Genomic DNA, 16,297 nt, shown 5'->3' on the forward strand with positions numbered 1-16,297 from the left:
GCAAGGAAGGGGCGGCGTCAAGTCGCCGCCCCTGGGTAGCCCTTGGGGACCTCTCGCGGAGTCGTCCTCGGGTACGGTCCGTCAGGTCTCCGTGCGGTACATCAGGTCCGTCTCGTGGGTGGTGAAGCCGAGCCGCTCGTACACGCTCACCGCGGCCTTGTTGTCGGCGTCGACGTACAGCATGGCCGTCGGCAGGCCCTGGGCGGCCAGGTGGCGCAGGCCGATGGTGGTGAGGGCCTTGCCGAGGCCGCCGCCCTGGGCTCCGGGGCGCACGCCGAGGACGTACACCTCGCCGAGGCCCTCGGCCGCGTGGACCTTCGTCCAGTGGAAGCCGATCAGTTCGCCGCCGCGCTCGGCCAGGAAGAAGCCGGCGGGGTCGAACCAGGTTTCCGCCTTGCGGTCGTCGAGGTCGCGCTGGGTGAGGGAGCCCTGCTCGGGGTGGTGCGCGAACGCCTCGGCGTTCACCGCCAGCCAGGCGGCGTCGTCCTTGCCGGGTACGAAGGTGCGGACGGTGACGCCTTCGGGGAGCACCGGCTCGGGCGGGTCGAAGTCGGCCAACGAGCGGCGCATCTGGCGCAGTTCGCGGAACAGGGTGAGGCCGAGGACCTGCGAGAGGTGCCGGGCGGCGGAGTGGCCGCCGTGAGCCCACACCCTCAGGCGCTTGCCGGACTCGGCGAGCAGGGCGGTACCGAGGGCGCGGCCGTGGCCGTGGCCCCGGTGGGCGGGGTGGACGACCAGTTCGGCGGCCGGGGCCTCCACCGGGTCGGTGTCCTCCAGTTGGGCGTATCCGACGAGGGTGCCGGGGGCGGGGGTGTCTCCGGCCGGGGTGTCCGTGACGGTGAGCAGCAGGTGCCGGACGCCCGCGCGTTCGCCGCCGCGCAGTTGCAGGCGGCCCTGCTCGGACACCGCCTGCTGGCCGTCGGCACCGGCGGCCTCCGCGAGCAGGGTGAGCACGGCGTCCACCTGGTCGGTGGTCAGCGAGGAGAGGCTCTCGATGCTTCGGGCTCCGCCGGTGGGGGCGGTGTCGTGGCTGGTCATGTGTACGAGGTTAGCTCCGTGGGGGTGGTCGTGGGCTCGGTCGGGAGGGGTGGTGGGGGTGGTGTCGAGGGTGCGGGTTCGTTGTGGCTTGTCGCGCCCGCGCGGCGGAGCCGCATATCGACACAGTCCCCCGCCCCTTCAGGGCGCCCGCGCGGCGGAGCCCCATGTCGGCACAGTCCCGCGCCCCTTCAGGGCCTGGCTGGATCTGGACTGCGCGGTGAAAGTGCCGCGTATCGGCACAGTCCCGCGTCACTGACGAGCCATGACGAGCCATGACGAGCCGTCTTGTCCCGTTCATGGTGAATCATCCTCGACGGCAACCAGGTCGTAACCCTGAAACCCCTGTCGCGCTACGCGCGTTGACCCTACGCTTCGGGCCGACGGGGCCTGTTTCTCATTCGACTCCCAGGGGGGCACATGTCAGCCACACCCCATGCGCAACGCCGCAGACGCCGTACGTTCCGGATCACCGCCGTGGCCGTCGGGCTCGCCACCGCCGGGGCCCTCGCCGCCGCGCTGCCGGCCTCGGCCGGTGAGGCCACGACCTACAAGCCGGGGCATCCGAAGCCGAGCCGCTACCAGGACGTGCAGCTGCTGTCGTTCAACGACCTGCACGGGAACCTGGAGCCGCCGACCGGTTCGTCCGGCCGCGTCACCGAGGTGCACGAGGACGGGACGACCAAGACCATCGACGCCGGTGGTGTCGAGTACCTGGCGACCCATCTGCGCAAGGCGCGCGAGGGGCAGAAGTACTCCGTCACCGCGGCCGGTGGTGACATGGTCGGCGCCTCCCCGCTGATCTCCGGCCTCTTCCACGACGAGCCCACCATCGAGGCCCTGAACAAGCTGGACCTCGACGTGACGAGCGTCGGCAACCACGAGTTCGACGAGGGCGCCAGGGAACTGGGCCGGCTGCAGAACGGTGGGTGCCACCCCACCGAGGGGTGCTACACGGACGAGGGCTTCGAGGGCGCCGACTTCCCCTACCTCGCCGCCAACGTGCTCGACGAGAAGACCGGCAAGCCGATCCTGAAGCCGTACTGGGTGTGGAAGAAGAACGGCGTCAAGATCGGCTTCATCGGTGTGACCCTGGAGGGCACGCCGGACATCGTCTCCGCCGACGGCGTCAAGGGCCTGAAGTTCAAGGACGAGGTCGAGACGATCAACAAGTACGCCAAGGTGCTGGAGCGCCAGGGCGTGAAGTCGGTCGTCGCGCTCATCCACGAGGGCGGGTTCCCCGCCTCGACGGCGTACAACTACGACTGCGACTCGCCCGGCGCGGGCGACGGCATCTCCGGCCCGATCGTCGACATCGCCAAGAACATCACGCCGAAGGTCGACGCGCTGGTCACCGGCCACACGCACACCGCGTACGCCTGCACGATCAACGACCCGGCCGGCAAGCCGCGCACGGTCACCTCGGCCGCGTCCTTCGGCCGCCTCTACACCGACACCACGCTGACGTACGACCGCTGGACCGGCGACATCGCCCGTACGGCCGTCGAGTCCGCGAACCACGTGGTCACCCGGGACGTCCCGAAGGCGCCCGACATGACCGCGCTGATCAGCAAGTGGAACACGCTGGCCGCGCCCATCGGCAACCGCGCCATCGGCTACATCTCGGGGGACATCGGCAACACCGGCACCGAGTCCCCGCTCGGTGACCTCATCGCCGACGCGCAGCTCGCCCACGGCAGGGAACTCGACCCCGGGACCGACCTGGCGCTGATGAACCCGGGTGGTATCCGCGCCCCGCTCACTTACGCGGCCAAGGGCGCCGAGGGCGACGGTGTGGTGACGTACGCGGAGGGCTTCACGGTCCAGCCGTTCGCCAACACGGTCAACCTGCAGGACTTCACGGGCGCCCAGCTCGTCCAGGTGCTCAAGGAGCAGGTGAGCGGGTCCAACACCGCCGCGCCCAAGGTCCTTCAGGTCTCGTCCGGGCTCACCTACACGCTGGACCTGACGAAGACCGGCGCGGACCGTGTGGTCACCGACTCCATCAAGCTGAACGGTGCCGCCATCGACCCGGCTGCCACCTACCGTGTCGCGACGAACAGCTTCCTCGCGGGCGGCGGCGACGGCTTCCCGACGCTGGGACAGGGCACGAACGACCTGGTGGGCGGGGACGACCTCGCCGCGCTGGAGAAGTACCTGCTGGCCAACTCGTCGGCCAGCGACCCGATCGCCCCTCCGGCGGCGAACCGGATCACTGTGGTGAGCTGAGCATCCCCGGCCTGGGTCCGCCCCGCATCCCGTCCCGGGGTGCGGGGCGGACCCGCGTGAGCTATCTCCCTTATCCCCGAACCGACTTGCAGGGCAGGCCGGTCCGCGTGGTGGGATGAGGTGATGCGTACCCCCCACGACATACCGACGCATTCCCGCCCGAACCCCTACGACGAGCTGGGCGCTCTGGACGACGGGCCGCTGGACGACGGGCCGCTGGACGAGTTCCTCCGGGAGGACGGGCCCGCCGAGGGCGAGCCCGCCGAGGCCCGGCGTGAACCCGACGGTGAGGCCGGCGGTGCGGCCGAGGACGACTGGAGCCCGCCCAACCACCGCCGCGACGGCCGCCGTCGGAGGAAACGTTTCGCCGGGCTGCCCCTCGCCGTGAAGGCCGCCGTCCTCGTCGTCGGCCTCACCGCCTTCCTCGCCCTCGGCGACCGCTGGGCGGTGCTGTACGCGGAGCACAGGGCCGGGGAGACGCTCAAGAAGCAGCTGGACCTGAGCGCGGCCCCCGAGGTGGGCATCGAGGGCTTCCCCTTCCTCACCCAACTCGCAGACAGGCGGCTGGAGTCGGTGTCCGTGACCGTCCCGGACGTGGCCGCCGACCGGGTGTCGCTGGCGAAGGTCTCGGCGACCGCCCACGACGTCGGGCTCGACACCGACGGCCTGACCTCCGTACGCGGTGCCTCCATCCCCGAGCTGGACGGCGAGGTCCTGCTCTCCTTCGACGACCTGAACCGCGAACTGGGCGCCTCCCAGGTGCGGTTCACCGGGCACGGCCGCGACGAGGTGCGGGCGCGCGGCACGCTGCCCGTGGCCGGACACGACCTCAAGGTCCGCGCGGACGCCCGTATCCGCCGCGAGGGCGAGCGCGGCATCGCGACCGACATCGACGGGATGCGCCTCGACATCGGGGACCTCGCGACGTACCGGCCGGGCGCCGGGCCGTCCGAGGGACTCCACCTCACCCCGAAGGGCGCCGCCCTGCTCGCCAGGGAGACCAGCAGGGCGCGGGAGATGCTGGCGGTGCCGACCATCGTGGACCGTCTCGGTGTTCCTCAGTCCGCGGTGCGGGCGGCGCTCCAGGACGACACGCGGCTGGCCGAACTGACGGGCTCCGACCGGTTCGCCCGCCAGGCCATGGACCTGAACCTCATCGATGTCGCCGCCGACAACCCCGGACTGCTGCAGCGCCTCGTCGGCGTCGACCCCGCCCTCCTCGACGCGCTCACCGGTCTCACCCGCCCGGTCCTCGCCGACCGCCTCTCCCTCGGCTTCAGCCTGCCGAAGCCCACGGAGGGTCAGGTGCGCCTGCGGGACGTACGGGTGGAGGAGGACGGTATCCGGGTGTCGCTGAGCGGGTCGGGGCTGGCTGTCGGCCGGTGACAGCTGTCGCGGCGCGCGTCACGGTTCGCGGAGTGACGGGGGCACCTGGGTCTCCCACTGCCAGTTGAGCAGGGCCGCGAGCAGGACGAACGAGGCCAGCGGGATCCAGGCCGGCAGAAGGAGCACCGGCGGCTCGTCCATCAGGGTGAGCAGCACCAGCAGGACCACGATCATGCACAGCAGCACGACCACGGCACCGGCCAGCGCGTGTTCCCAGGCCTTGCGGTGACCGGCGCGGCGACGGATACGGGCCTCCACTTCCGGGCGGGGGTCCCAGGTCGCGCCGTGCTCCCGGGCGGCGGCACGCAGGGCGGCGACCTCGCTGTGCGGGGCGTCCAGCTGCCAGTCGTTGAGGTGGGGGAGGGAGAACTTGCGGCCGTCGGTGCCGTAGAGGTAGGCGATCCAGCGGGGCGACGGGGAGGCGTGGTTGCGTGAGAGGGGCTCCACCCGGACGTCGTAGATGTCGTGCCACGACCACGTGCGCCGGTGCAGGGCTCCCTGCACGGTGATCCCGTCGGCGTGCACGAGGGTGGCGGCTCGCCGCACGAACAACGTGAACCAGAGGGCCAGCCCCGCGAGGACGGCCACGAAAGCTGCCCCGAGCCAGACTGCGAGGTCGCTGGTCGTCAGGCGGAGGGCCCCGCTCGCCACGACGATGCCCAGCATGACGAACCAGCGCCCGGGCGGTCTCCTCCGGTGGCGCCACGGGGGCGGGGGCAGATGGCGCCAATTGGCTTCTCAGTCCCAGCGACACGCCGTGGAAGCGGCGTGTCGCTGGGACTCGCGAGCCACTTGGCGATGCGGGGATCAGCTGCTGCAGGTGTCCGGGTCGAGCTTCTGCTCGATCTTGTCCTCACGGCCGTCGGGCTGGCCGTTGGGGAGGAGCTTGTCGGAGATGCCGTCGATGTAGTAGCCGTACGAGTAGATCGTCTTCCAGCTCGCGTCCCGTCCGCGCCAGGTGTGCGCGGTGACCTCGCCGTCGCCCTTGTTCCACTGGTAGTCCTCGACGTAGAAGACCGGGTTCACGCGCACCACGCGCTGGTACGGCGTCCACGTCACGGCGACCTGCGTGCACGGCGGGATGGTCTTCTCGCTGCGGCGCTCGTACCGGGACTCCTTCTCCCAGCCCCATTCGTAGGTGAAGCTGCCGCCCGCGCTGCCCGAGAAGATGCTCTTGGCGACGGAGAAGCCGATCTCGGCCCCGACGCTCTTCTTCGCGAACGTCTTGGTGCTGTAGCTGCTGACGAAGGTCTCCTTGTCGTCCTTCGAGCCCCGGTTGCCGATCCACGGGGACGTGCGGACGGGCTCGCCCTTGATGGACCAGGTCGAGGCCTGGACGTTGCCGCACCAGCCGCGGAAGATCTCCCAGTCGCCCGCGGGCACCCACAGGCCGACGACGTCACGCAGGTACTCGTCCTGGGTCTTGAACTCACCGGTCCGGACGTTGAGGGCGCCGTAGACGCCGGTCAGGCTCGTCTCCTGGCTGCAGAGCCGCTCGATCATCAGGTCGGTGTCGCCGGGGTCGACCCCGCGGACGTTCATCGCACCGCCCGGTCCCGCCGCGTGGGCGGTCCCGGCGTTGGCCACCAGGCCGGTGACGGCGAGGGCGGCGGTCGCGCTCGCGACGGCCCACTTCTTCAGGCCGGTTTTCAGTCCGGTTTTTTTCAGGCCGGTCCTCAGCCCGGTCTTCACTCCGGATACGAGACTCAATGTGCACTCTCCTGCTGTCCACAGGGGGTGGATAACCCCGGGACACTGTTGTGGGGGAACAGGCCCGGCGGGGAGGGGCGTTCGCAGCGACCGCCGGGGAGGTTGTAGTGAACACGCAGAATCTCACATCAGGTTTACGAGAAGATCAGAGATTCCTCAGAAACCCCACGGTCTCCCGCCGCCGTACACGTCACTGATGCGCTCACCTCGGCTGACTGCGATGCGGATCACGTCCCCGAGTGACTCGGTCGCCCGGGTGAGCGCGAAACGCACGGCCCGCTCACCCGCTTCGGCGTCGTCGAGGACGGCTCTGGCACCCGCGAGTACCTGTTCGCCGGAGTGGAGTTGGGCCGCTTCGACGTCGTCGGCGAGACGGGAGAGCGTGCTGGCGTCGTGGTCGGCGCTGAGGTAGCAGGGCTTGCCGTCGGGGGTGGTCCAGGGGAGCAGGCGGAGGTGGGCCGGCGGCTGTACGTCGTCGGTGGAGTTCACGCGGCGACCCCCATTCCGCTTCCGTGGGTACGGCGCCGCAGCCTGCGCTCGCGGTGCTCCTCCGGGGTGAGGAGGTAGGGGCGTACGAGGTCGTAGGTGTCGGGCTCGAAGGGCCATACGTCGCGGGCGTGGGGGCGGGGGTGTACGGGTGGGGAGTGGGTGGCAGTCGGCGAGCGCTCGTGGTCGAGGGGCTCGTCGGGGACGGCACGGTGGCGTCCTTCTGAGGGCAGCAGGAGTCGCACCAGGAGCAGCAGGAGTGACTCGCAGAGTTCGGCGAGGGCGATGCGTACGCGCATGGCGGTGCTCTTTCGCAGGGGGGATGACGAGCGGCGATTACCGTTCGCGCTCAGATCGTCACTGATGCGGCATACGCTGCGGAAGGGGGTCGGCGTTGTCTGCGGCCCCAGGCAACGGTGAGGGGTGACGTGGGCGAAATGGTTGACGGGGAGCGGGAGTCAGGGCGGGTCGCGTTGGGGCGGACGCTCAAGTTCCTGCGGGAGAAGGCGGGGAAGTCGCTCGGGCAACTGGCCGAGGAGACCGGCTACGACAAGAGCTACCTGTACCGGTTGGAGGCGGGGGAGCGACTGTCCAAGGTGGCGGTCATGGAGGACCTGGACGCGTATTACGGGGCCGGTGACCTGCTGGTTCGCCTGTGGAGGGACGCGCGCAAGGATGTCATCAAGGACAAGTACAAGGCGTTCATGGAGCTGGAGGCGACGGCGCGCGTCATGTGGATGTTCCAGCTGCGCGTGCCCGGCCTGTTGCAGACCGAGGACTACGCCCGCACGGTGTTGTCAGGGTTGTCTGGAGCCCAGACAACGGCTGGCAACGGCGACGAAGTCGAGGAACAGGTGGCCGCGCGCATGGGACGGCAGGAGTTGCTCTACCGCGACTCGGCGCCGAACGTGCGCGTGATCCTGGATGAGGGGGCACTGCGGCGGTCGGTTCCCGATGCCAAGGTGTGGGCGGATCAGCTGTCGCGCTTGGTGGACGCGGCGGAACTGCCGTCGGTCGCACTTCAGGTGCTGCCTTTCGCGGCTGGGGTCCATGACCTCATGGACAGCCACCTCTGGCTCTTTTGGCAGCGAACCGGAGATCCCGTTGCCTACGTGGAAGGCAATGGCTTCGGCAAGCTGATCGACGATCCGGACAAGGTGCTGGCCTACCGTTCGTCCTACGATCTCGTCCGGGATGCGGCCCTGACTCCGACGGAGTCGACGACGTTCATCAAGCGCCTTCTGGAGGAGTGCAGATCATGAACCGAAGCCTCGACCTCAGCACCGCTGCGTGGCGCAAGTCGTCCTACAGCGACGGAGGCGGCACGAACTGCGTCGAGGTCGCCGACGGCCACCCCGGCATGGTCCCCGTCCGCGACAGCAAGAACCCACAGGGCCCCGCGCTCGTGTTCGCCGCCGCGTCGTGGACCTCGTTCGTCAAGGGCCTCAGGGAGGGGCCCAGGTCATGAGGCGCACCCTCGACCTCGGTGCCGCCGTGTGGCGCAAGTCGTCCTACAGCGACGGGGGAGCCAACAACTGCGTCGAGGTCGCCGACGGCCACCCCGGCACAGTCCCCGTCCGCGACAGCAAGACCCCGACAGCCCGCCCGCTACTCATTCCCGCCGCCTCCTGGTCCGTTTTCGTGGAGGGGGTCAAGGGGCGGGTCTGCACACCTTTGGGTGATACCTGCCGGGATCTCTGAATCTCAGGGCCTCGCAGCCAACAAGCTGGATCTTGTGACCAGGACACGAACGAATGATCCAAGGAATGTGAGGCGACTATGGTCGTAGATGCGGCGCGTCGAAGGAGGACATCGATCATGGCTGCTCATGCTGCGGAACCCCAGCCGGTCATCCCCCCCATGCCCGAACGGAATCCGAAGGCGCTGCGCGAGGCCATTGCCCGGCATGCCCCTCAGCTCCTCCCTGACTTCGACGGGCACTGGAAGCGGGCAATCGCTGACACATACGACATCCGGCCTCTGCCCGCGTTCATGGCCCGCTGGTGGGGCGAGTACGCCATCGCTCGCGACCCTAAGCTCGACGCCCACGTGATCGACCTTGAGCACCGCGCCGCATACGAGTGCACCGACATCAACGAAGCCAAGGCCCTCCTCGAAGAGGCAGCGAAGATTCGCTACCGGGTGCGAGAACTGGAGCCCGGCGAGTGACCGACGGGTTCATGGGGCCGCCTTGGCAGGCGACTTGATGCTCTCGCAGCACGCGACGCGCTGCCTGTGCACGTACGGGAGACCGTCGATGCAGCGCGCGCCGAACTGGTCACGGCGAAAGACCCGTACTTCCGGGGAATCGACGCCGACGCTGACCTTCCCGACGCCATGTCCGTGGAACCAGTGCAGTCCACCAATCCAAAGGGGGCGCACATCCTGCTCTTCGACAACCATCGCGGTTGGCTGAAGCACACCTTCGTGAGGCGCTCTGAGGACCCGCAGATCGTCGTGGAAGAGGTTTTCTGGCAGTGAGCGACGTCTCGCACCCGGCATGCTCGGCTTAGGGGCACATCGACCGTGACCACCCCCGCTGCGGAACCCCCGCCAGGGATCCCTGGCATGCCCGAACGGACCCCGAAGGCGCTGCGAGAGGCCGTTGCCGAGCACACTCCCGAACTCCTCCCGGATTTCGACGCGCACTGGAATGGGGCGATCGCGGACGCCTACGACCTCGGTCCGGTTCCGGCCTTCATGGCCCGCTGGTGGGGTGAGTACGCCATCGCCCGCGACCCCGAGCTGGATGCGCATGTTCGCGATCTTGAACACCGAGCCGCGTACGAGTGCACCGACATCGCCGAAGCCAAAGCCCTCCTCGAAGAGGCGTCGAAGATTCACTACCGGCTCCGAGAACTGGAGCCCGGCGAGTGACTGGCGCTCGCACCGGCTCCGTCGGCTCACGAAAAGGACGGGCGACAAATATCCCCCACCCGCCACACTGACCCCATGACCCCACCCAAAACCACCCCGGACCCCAAAGCCGACCTTCACCGCTACCTTCAGGAGGCCCGCGACGCCCTGCTCTGGAAGCTCGACGGGCTCTCGGAGTACGACGTCCGCCGCCCCATGACACCGACCGGCACCAACCTGCTGGGGCTGGTCAAGCACGTGGCGAGCGTGGAGCTGGGATACCTCGGGGACACTTTTGGGCGGCCGTCCGGTGAGTCGATGCCCTGGTTCGACGAGGGGGCCGAGGACAACGCGGACATGTGGGCCGCCGCCGACGAGTCGCGTGAGTACATCGTGGAGCTGTACCGCAGGGCCTGGGCGCACGCCGACGCCACGATCGACGCGCTGCCGCTGGACACGACCGGCAGGGTGCCGTGGTGGCCGGACGGCAAGGACGAGGTGACCCTGCACCACGCCGTGACGCGTGTGATCGCGGACACCCACCGGCATGCCGGGCACGCCGACATCGTCCGGGAGCTCATCGACGGCGCCGTGGGAGAGAAACCGGGCAACAACAGCATCCCGCCCCGGGACCAGGAGTGGTGGAAGAGCTATCGCAGCCGACTGGAGCGCGTAGCCAGGCAGTCGGCCGGCCAGGAGTAGCTCAGGGCACCTCGGGCGGCGGCGTAGGCGCCCCCGGCAGCCGTACCGTCGCCAGTGTGCCGCCGCCCTCCGCGCGGGTCAGGGTCACCTCGCCGCCCGCCTGCTGGACCGTGCGGGCCACGATGGACAGGCCCAGGCCCGAGCCCGGCAGCGCGCGTGCTGAAGGCGAGCGCCAGAACCGGTCGAAGACGTGCGGGAGTTCGTCGGCGGGGATGCCGGGGCCGTGGTCCCGGACCGTCAGGACGCCGGCCGCCAGGGCCACCTCGATGGTGCCGCCCTCGGGGCTGAACTTCACCGCGTTGTCGAGGATGTTGACGATCGCCCGCTCCAGGGCCGCCGGTTCCGACCGTACGTACCAGGGGTCGAGGTCCGCCGTGATCGTCAGCTCGGGCCCCCGGAGACGGGCGCGGCGCAGGGCCGACTCCACCGTGTCCTGGAAGTCCACCACCTGCACGCGGTCGCCCTGCTGGCCCGTGTCCGTGCGGGACAGCTCCTGCAAGTCGCCTATCAGGGAGGACAGCTCCGTCATCTGGGCCTTCACCGACGCGAGCAGCGCCTTGCGGTCCGCCGCGGGGATCGGGCGGCCCGTCTCCTCGCTGCGGGTGAGGAGCTCGATGTTCGTGCGGAGGGAGGTGAGGGGCGTACGGAGTTCGTGGCCGGCGTCCGCGATGAGCTGCTGTTGCAGCTCTCGGGAGTTGGCCAGGGCGCTCGTCATCGAGTTGAACGAGCGGGACAGGCGCGCGATCTCGTCCTCCGCCTCGGCCTCCACGGGGATGCGGATCATCAGATCCTCGGTGCGGGCGATGTGCTCGGCGGCGTCGGTGAGCTTGTCGACGGGGCGCAGGGCCGCGCGGGCGACGAACAGGCCGGTCGCTCCGGCGCCCACGACCCCGATGCCGGAGACGAGGAGGAGCAGGAGGGCGAGGTCGTTGAGGGTGTTCTGGGTGTCCCTGAGCGAGACGGCGATTGTGAACGCGGCCCCCTGGTACAGCTGTGGCTCGCTGCCGAAGCCATCGGAGACGAGCAGCGGAACCGTCAGCACCCGCACGTCCTTGCCGTCGGAGTCCGTGCCGTTGCGCAGGACGCCCTGGCGGCTCGTCGCGTTCTTGACCACGTTGACGTCGCTGGAGGTGACCTTCACCGTGCCTTCGGACTGACCGGAGACACAGGCCGTGCCGTCCTCCTTGACCAGCTGGACGTAGAAGGTGTCGTGCGCCCGTACGCCGGTGAACGTCCCCGAAGGCTCCTGGACGCAGTTGTTGAGGACGCCCGCCACCGCGCTGGCCATCTGCGGCCTGTCCGTGGCCTTCTTCAGATCGTTGTCCACCTCGTCATACAGCTTCCCCTGCACCACGAACCAGCAGCTCACCGAGACCGCCGCCACCGCGAACGCCACCGCCGCCGCGACCAGCAGCGACAGGCGCGCCCTCAGCGGGAGCGACCGGTAGCGGCGCAGGACCTTCCTCACTCCGCGCCACCCGACCGCAGCACATAGCCGACCCCGCGCACGGTGTGCACGAGGCGGGGCTCGCCGCCCGCCTCCGTCTTGCGGCGCAGGTACATGACGTACACGTCGAGGGAGTTCGAGCTCGGCTCGAAGTCGAAGCCCCAGACCGCCTTCAGGATCTGCTCACGGGTGAGCACCTGGCGCGGGTGGGCCATGAACATCTCCAGGAGGGTGAACTCCGTACGGGTCAGCTCGACGGGCCGGGATCCGCGGGTGACCTCACGGGTCGCGAGGTTCATCCGCAGGTCGCCGAAGGTGAGCGCCTCGTCCTCCCGGACCGCGCCGGCCGCCGCCGCAGCCGCGAAGGAGCTCCGGCGCAGCAGGGCCCGGACGCGGGCGAAGAGCTCGTCCAGCTCGAACGGCTTGACCAGGTAGTCGTCGGCCCCGGCGTCGAGCCCCGTGACACGGTCGCCGACCGTGTCACGGGCCGTCAGCATCAGGATGGGTGTCGTGTCGCCCGCGCCGCGGATACGGCGGGCGGCGGTCAGGCCGTCCATCCGCGGCATCTGGATGTCGAGGACGACCAGGTCGGGCCGGTACGCGGTCGCCTTCTCCAGGGCGTCCGCGCCGTCCACGGCCGTCTCGGTGTCGTATCCCTCGAAGGCCAGGCTGCGCTGGAGTGCTTCGCGCACGGCCGGCTCGTCGTCGACGATCAGGATGCGCTGGGGTTCACGGTCGCCTTCGGCGGGGCTCATGGTGTGTCGTTCCTCGGGTGCGGTGGGACCTGACGGGCGCCTTCAGCGTCGCACGTCAGGTGGCCGTGCGGTACGTACGGTCAGTGACGGTCAGCCGCGGACCGTACGGCGGCGGGTGCGCGCGGCGGTGTTCCGGCGGGCCGTGGGGCGGACCTCCGCGGGGGCGGTGGCCACTTCGGGTGCGCGCGGCGCCGGCGGGTGCAGCTCGTACGCCACGGCGAGGGCCGGAGCGAGCCCGGCCGGGTCTCCGTACACGTCGGGACCGTACTCGTGCGCGACCTGCCTGATCTGCATGATCTGTGTGATCTGTGTGATCTGCGTGGTCATGTCGAACTCCTTGGTCCGTTGCCCCGCGGGGGCGGCTCAGTTGTTGTCGGAACCGCCGGCCCGCAGCGTGCTCAGGTCGGACTTGACCGTGTTGATCGGGATGGCGAAGCCGAGGCCGACGCTGCCCGCGTCGGAGGAGCCCGAGCCGGCCGCCGAGTACATCGCCGAGTTGATGCCGATGATGTCGCCGTTCATGTCGATCAGCGCGCCGCCGGAGTTGCCCGGGTTGAGCGAGGCGTCGGTCTGGATCGCCTTGTACGTCGTCGTGGACGAGCCGGTGTCGCCGTTGAACTGCTGCCCGCCGAACTCGAAAGGCCAGCCATCGCCCTGCTGTTGCGGCCGGCCCTCGTCGGTGGCGACCGTGACGTCCCGGTTCAGCGCGGAGACGATGCCGCTGGTGACCGTGCCGCTCAGGCCCTCCGGCGAGCCGATCGCGACGACCTCGTCGCCGACCTGGACGTCGGCGGAGTCGCCGAGCGAGGCGGCCTTCAGCCCGGAGGCGTTCTCCAGCTTGATCAGCGCGAGGTCCTTCTTGCTGTCGGTGCCGACGACCTTGGCGGTGTACTCCTTGCCGGTGCTGGTCGTCACCTTGACCGAGTCGGCGCCGGAGACGACGTGGTTGTTGGTGATGATCTCGCCGTCACTGGTGATGATCACACCCGAACCGGTGGACTCGCCGGCGTTCGAGCTCGCGCTGATCTCCACGATGCTGGGGCTCACCGCCTTGGCGACCCCGGCGACGGTGCCCTTCTGGCTGGTCGGCACCACGCTGGTGCTCGTGGTGGCGGAGGCCGCGGTGTCCGTGCCGGTCAGCTCCTGGATGCCGTACGCGGTGCCGCCGCCGATGGCCGCCGCGACGATCGCCACGGCCGCGAGCAGGGCCAGCGGGCCGCGGGCGCGCTTCTTGGGAGCCGAGGCGGGGCCGGAGGAGACGGGCTCGTTGAGGAGAGCGGTGGCCGTGGCGGTGGTCGCCGCGGCGGGCTCCTGGTGCGTGCCACCGGCCTGGTACCCGGCGTTCGCCGGCGCCTGCGGGTCGTACGCGGGCGGGGGCGGCCACTCCGGGTTCACCGGGGAGGAGGCGTGCTGCTGCTGGGGGGCCGCCGACTGCATGGGGTAGTCAGCGTGGTGTCCGTGCCCCTGGGGGTTCTCGTACTCGCCGCTGCGGCGGAAGCTCTCGGTCATGTCTCCGAGCTTGTCGCCCGTCCATGAGACGTTCCTGAGTGCCGGCTGAGAAGCCCGGCAGAACCTCGTATGCCCGATATAAAGGCGGCGCGCCGGGGAAACGGAGGGTTGCCGGGGGTGAGGTCGCGGAAGGCGCCGCACGAATACTTGTTCGTCCCTCTGTGACACCAGTGCGCAGGGGGACATGTAGTGCCTACGATCATCCGCGCCGGAGGGGGGCTCCGCGGTTTCGCCCACTGACGTACGTCACGTACGGCAGGAGTGGCCCGCGCGTCGCGTAGTACGCCCTTCTCGGGCCCTACTACCCCTTTCGCACCCCAGGAGCCCTGAGTGATACGTGCCCTGCGCGGCCGCCGGAGACGTGTGGTCACGGCACTGCCCGTGGCCGCTCTCGCGCTGGCGCTGAGCTGTGCCGGCGCCCTCGCGACGCCCGCGAGCGCGGCCGACGGACCGGCCGGCCTGCCCGCCCCTGGCATCGCCCGGCAGGAGAGCGCCGCCCCGAAGCCCACCGCTTCCGACGCCGAACTGCGCGAGCGCGCCATGAAGGCGGCGAAGGAGGAAGCGGCCGAGGCGGACAAGAAGTCCTCCGATTCCGCGAACTCCTCCGAGTCCACCGAGTCTCCCGAGTCCTCCGACTCCACCGAGCAGTCACCGTTCATCGTCGGCGGCACGGAGACGACGATCTCCAGCGTCCCCTGGATGGTGCAGCTCTACTACCTACGACGAGGCCGCCGACGAGAGCTACTTCTGCGGTGGCACCCTCGTCGCGCCGAACAAGGTCCTCACGGCCGCGCACTGCGTGGCGGGCCTGAACTGGGCGCAGAACGGTTCCGTGATCTCCGGCACGACCGACCTGCTCGACGCCTCCACCGGCGACGTCGCCGGAGTCTGGCGCCAGTGGAGCCACCCGAAATACGACGAGGCGACCATCAGGAACGACGTCGCCGTCCTCACCCTGGACCGTCCCCTGGACCGGTCCTGGCTGCGTCTCGCCGCCTCCAACGACAGCTCGCTCTACACCCCCGGCACCACCGGCACGGTGTACGGCTGGGGCCTGACCTCCGGTGGCGAGGACGCCGAGCTGTCCCCGAAGCTCCGCAAGGCGAGCCTTCCGATGGTCGCGGACTCGACCTGCGACACCGCCATGCGGTCGGTGCTCGGCCAGGACTACTTCGCCGAGGGCTCGATGGTCTGCGCGGGCACCCCGGCCACGGGCGGCGACGAGGGCACCAACACCCCCTGCAACGGTGACTCCGGCGGCCCGCTCGTCGTGAACGGCAAGATCGCCGGCATCGTCTCCTGGGGGGTCGAGGGCTGCACCGCCGAGGGCGCCTACCCCGTCTTCACCAAGGTCTCCTCGTACACATGGGCGGCCCAGCCGCGCATCGACGACACCGACCTGACCTTCGACGGCCGCGCGGACCTGCTGGCCCGCACGCCGTCGGGCAACCTGTTCGCGCAGGCCAGCAAGGGTACGTCGCTCGCGCCCCGCGAGTACCAGGGCAACGGCTGGGAGTATGCCGGCTGGGCCCTGCAGGCCGACCTGGACCGCGACTTCTACCAGGACCTGATCATCCGGGACAAGACGGACGGCAAGCTGTACCGCAGCTACATGGACCACTCCAGCTGGGAGTGGACCTGGATGCAGATCAGCTCGGTCTGGGGCGGCTACAAGTCGTACGCCGTCCCCGGCGACCTGACCGGTGACGCCCGCCCCGACCTCGTCGCGGTGGACTCGTCCGGCAATGTCTACCTGTACCCGGGCAAGGGCAACGGCCAGTTCAACAGCAAGATCAAGGTCGTCTCGGGCGCCTGGAAGGGCGTCAGGCTGATGGGCCGCGGCGACCTCTCCGGCGACGGCAAGGCCGACCTCCTGGTCCGCGGCACCGACGGCACCCTGTGGCTGTACCGCGGCACGGGCAAGTCCTCGGCCCCCTGGTCGGCCCGTATCAAGGCCCGCACGGGCTGGAACTTCACGTCCTACGTCACCAACGGCGACGTGAACGGCGACGGCATCGCCGACGTCATGGCCCGCGGCACCGACGGCACGCTGTGGCTGTACCGCGGCACGGGCAAGGCGTCCAGCGACCTGTTCTCGTCGAGGATCAGCCTGGGCACGGGCTTCAACCAGTACAACCTGTTGTTCTGAGCTCACCCGCACATGCGGCGGCCCGCACCCCGA

The 16,297-nt window shown here is 69.8% G+C and carries 19 protein-coding genes; 10 read left to right on the top strand and 9 right to left on the bottom strand.

Annotation, left to right across the window (positions count from 1 at the left end; all coding sequences use genetic code 11):
• Window positions 1–81: 81 nt before the first annotated feature.
• Window positions 82–1,038, bottom strand: a complete 957-nt coding sequence (gene mshD, locus ACZ49J_RS36370) for a mycothiol synthase (protein WP_467455211.1) — start codon at window positions 1,036–1,038, stop codon at window positions 82–84.
• 417 nt (window positions 1,039–1,455) lie between these two features.
• Here mshD and ACZ49J_RS36375 point away from each other — a divergent pair, with 417 nt between their 5' ends.
• Both ACZ49J_RS36375 and ACZ49J_RS36380 read left to right on the top strand, forming a co-directional pair.
• Window positions 1,456–3,264: a bifunctional metallophosphatase/5'-nucleotidase gene (locus ACZ49J_RS36375; RefSeq protein WP_467455210.1), complete on the top strand. Its 1,809-nt coding sequence runs from the start codon at window positions 1,456–1,458 to the stop codon at window positions 3,262–3,264.
• A 123-nt stretch (window positions 3,265–3,387) separates the two neighbouring features.
• Window positions 3,388–4,650: an LmeA family phospholipid-binding protein gene (locus ACZ49J_RS36380; RefSeq protein WP_467455208.1), complete on the top strand. Its 1,263-nt coding sequence runs from the start codon at window positions 3,388–3,390 to the stop codon at window positions 4,648–4,650.
• Between the two features lie 18 nt (window positions 4,651–4,668).
• On the opposite strand, the gene ACZ49J_RS36385 is transcribed toward ACZ49J_RS36380, so the two are convergent.
• The 4 genes from ACZ49J_RS36385 to ACZ49J_RS36400 form a co-directional block, all read right to left on the bottom strand.
• Window positions 4,669–5,316 carry a PH domain-containing protein gene (locus tag ACZ49J_RS36385; RefSeq protein WP_467455206.1) on the bottom strand — a complete coding sequence of 216 codons (648 nt, stop codon included), beginning with the start codon at window positions 5,314–5,316 and terminating at the stop codon, window positions 4,669–4,671.
• Between the two features lie 141 nt (window positions 5,317–5,457).
• Complete coding sequence (locus tag ACZ49J_RS36390; RefSeq protein ID WP_467455205.1) at window positions 5,458–6,360, bottom strand: hypothetical protein; 903 nt, start codon at window positions 6,358–6,360, stop codon at window positions 5,458–5,460.
• A 156-nt stretch (window positions 6,361–6,516) separates the two neighbouring features.
• Complete coding sequence (locus ACZ49J_RS36395) at window positions 6,517–6,849, bottom strand: hypothetical protein (protein WP_467455204.1); 333 nt, start codon at window positions 6,847–6,849, stop codon at window positions 6,517–6,519.
• Window positions 6,846–7,145, bottom strand: a complete 300-nt coding sequence (locus ACZ49J_RS36400) for a hypothetical protein (RefSeq protein ID WP_467455203.1) — start codon at window positions 7,143–7,145, stop codon at window positions 6,846–6,848. The genes ACZ49J_RS36395 and ACZ49J_RS36400 overlap by 4 nt, the downstream gene beginning before the upstream one ends.
• 129 nt (window positions 7,146–7,274) lie before the next feature.
• Between ACZ49J_RS36400 and ACZ49J_RS36405 the strand changes: the two genes are divergently transcribed.
• The 7 genes from ACZ49J_RS36405 to ACZ49J_RS36435 all read left to right on the top strand — a co-directional run bounded on the left by ACZ49J_RS36405 (window position 7,275) and on the right by ACZ49J_RS36435 (window position 10,404).
• Window positions 7,275–8,108, top strand: coding sequence for a helix-turn-helix domain-containing protein (locus ACZ49J_RS36405; RefSeq protein ID WP_467455202.1), 834 nt, complete (start codon window positions 7,275–7,277; stop codon window positions 8,106–8,108).
• Window positions 8,105–8,314 carry a DUF397 domain-containing protein gene (locus ACZ49J_RS36410; protein WP_467455201.1) on the top strand — a complete coding sequence of 70 codons (210 nt, stop codon included), beginning with the start codon at window positions 8,105–8,107 and terminating at the stop codon, window positions 8,312–8,314. The genes ACZ49J_RS36405 and ACZ49J_RS36410 overlap by 4 nt, the downstream gene beginning before the upstream one ends.
• Window positions 8,311–8,547 (top strand): DUF397 domain-containing protein, encoded by a 237-nt coding sequence (locus tag ACZ49J_RS36415; protein ID WP_467455199.1) that lies wholly within the window; start codon window positions 8,311–8,313, stop codon window positions 8,545–8,547. Before ACZ49J_RS36410 ends, ACZ49J_RS36415 begins: the two co-directional genes overlap by 4 nt.
• A gap of 117 nt (window positions 8,548–8,664) precedes the next feature.
• On the top strand, window positions 8,665–9,015 hold the full coding sequence (locus tag ACZ49J_RS36420) for a DUF6247 family protein (RefSeq protein ID WP_467455198.1): 351 nt from the start codon (window positions 8,665–8,667) through the stop codon (window positions 9,013–9,015).
• A gap of 66 nt (window positions 9,016–9,081) precedes the next feature.
• On the top strand, window positions 9,082–9,327 hold the full coding sequence (locus ACZ49J_RS36425) for a hypothetical protein (protein WP_467455197.1): 246 nt from the start codon (window positions 9,082–9,084) through the stop codon (window positions 9,325–9,327).
• Window positions 9,328–9,414: 87 nt separating this feature from the next.
• Complete coding sequence (locus ACZ49J_RS36430) at window positions 9,415–9,723, top strand: DUF6247 family protein (protein ID WP_467455196.1); 309 nt, start codon at window positions 9,415–9,417, stop codon at window positions 9,721–9,723.
• A gap of 75 nt (window positions 9,724–9,798) precedes the next feature.
• The gene (locus ACZ49J_RS36435) at window positions 9,799–10,404 is read left to right on the top strand and encodes a DinB family protein (protein ID WP_467455195.1); all 606 of its coding nucleotides are present in this window, start codon (window positions 9,799–9,801) and stop codon (window positions 10,402–10,404) included.
• 1 nt (window position 10,405) lies between these two features.
• On the opposite strand, the gene ACZ49J_RS36440 is transcribed toward ACZ49J_RS36435, so the two are convergent.
• The 4 genes from ACZ49J_RS36440 to ACZ49J_RS36455 form a co-directional block, all read right to left on the bottom strand.
• Window positions 10,406–11,872, bottom strand: a complete 1,467-nt coding sequence (locus ACZ49J_RS36440) for a HAMP domain-containing sensor histidine kinase (RefSeq protein WP_467455193.1) — start codon at window positions 11,870–11,872, stop codon at window positions 10,406–10,408.
• A complete protein-coding gene (locus ACZ49J_RS36445) occupies window positions 11,869–12,606 on the bottom strand; it encodes a response regulator transcription factor (RefSeq protein ID WP_467455192.1) in 738 nt (245 codons plus the stop codon). Before ACZ49J_RS36445 ends, ACZ49J_RS36440 begins: the two co-directional genes overlap by 4 nt.
• 90 nt (window positions 12,607–12,696) lie before the next feature.
• Complete coding sequence (locus ACZ49J_RS36450; protein WP_467455191.1) at window positions 12,697–12,933, bottom strand: hypothetical protein; 237 nt, start codon at window positions 12,931–12,933, stop codon at window positions 12,697–12,699.
• A gap of 36 nt (window positions 12,934–12,969) precedes the next feature.
• Window positions 12,970–14,115, bottom strand: a complete 1,146-nt coding sequence (locus tag ACZ49J_RS36455; RefSeq protein WP_467455190.1) for a S1C family serine protease — start codon at window positions 14,113–14,115, stop codon at window positions 12,970–12,972.
• 589 nt (window positions 14,116–14,704) lie between these two features.
• Here ACZ49J_RS36455 and ACZ49J_RS36460 point away from each other — a divergent pair.
• Window positions 14,705–16,264 (top strand): trypsin-like serine protease, encoded by a 1,560-nt coding sequence (locus ACZ49J_RS36460; RefSeq protein WP_467455263.1) that lies wholly within the window; start codon window positions 14,705–14,707, stop codon window positions 16,262–16,264.
• Window positions 16,265–16,297: the final 33 nt, after the last annotated feature.

This window comes from Streptomyces sp. NPDC030840 (assembly GCF_055572015.1).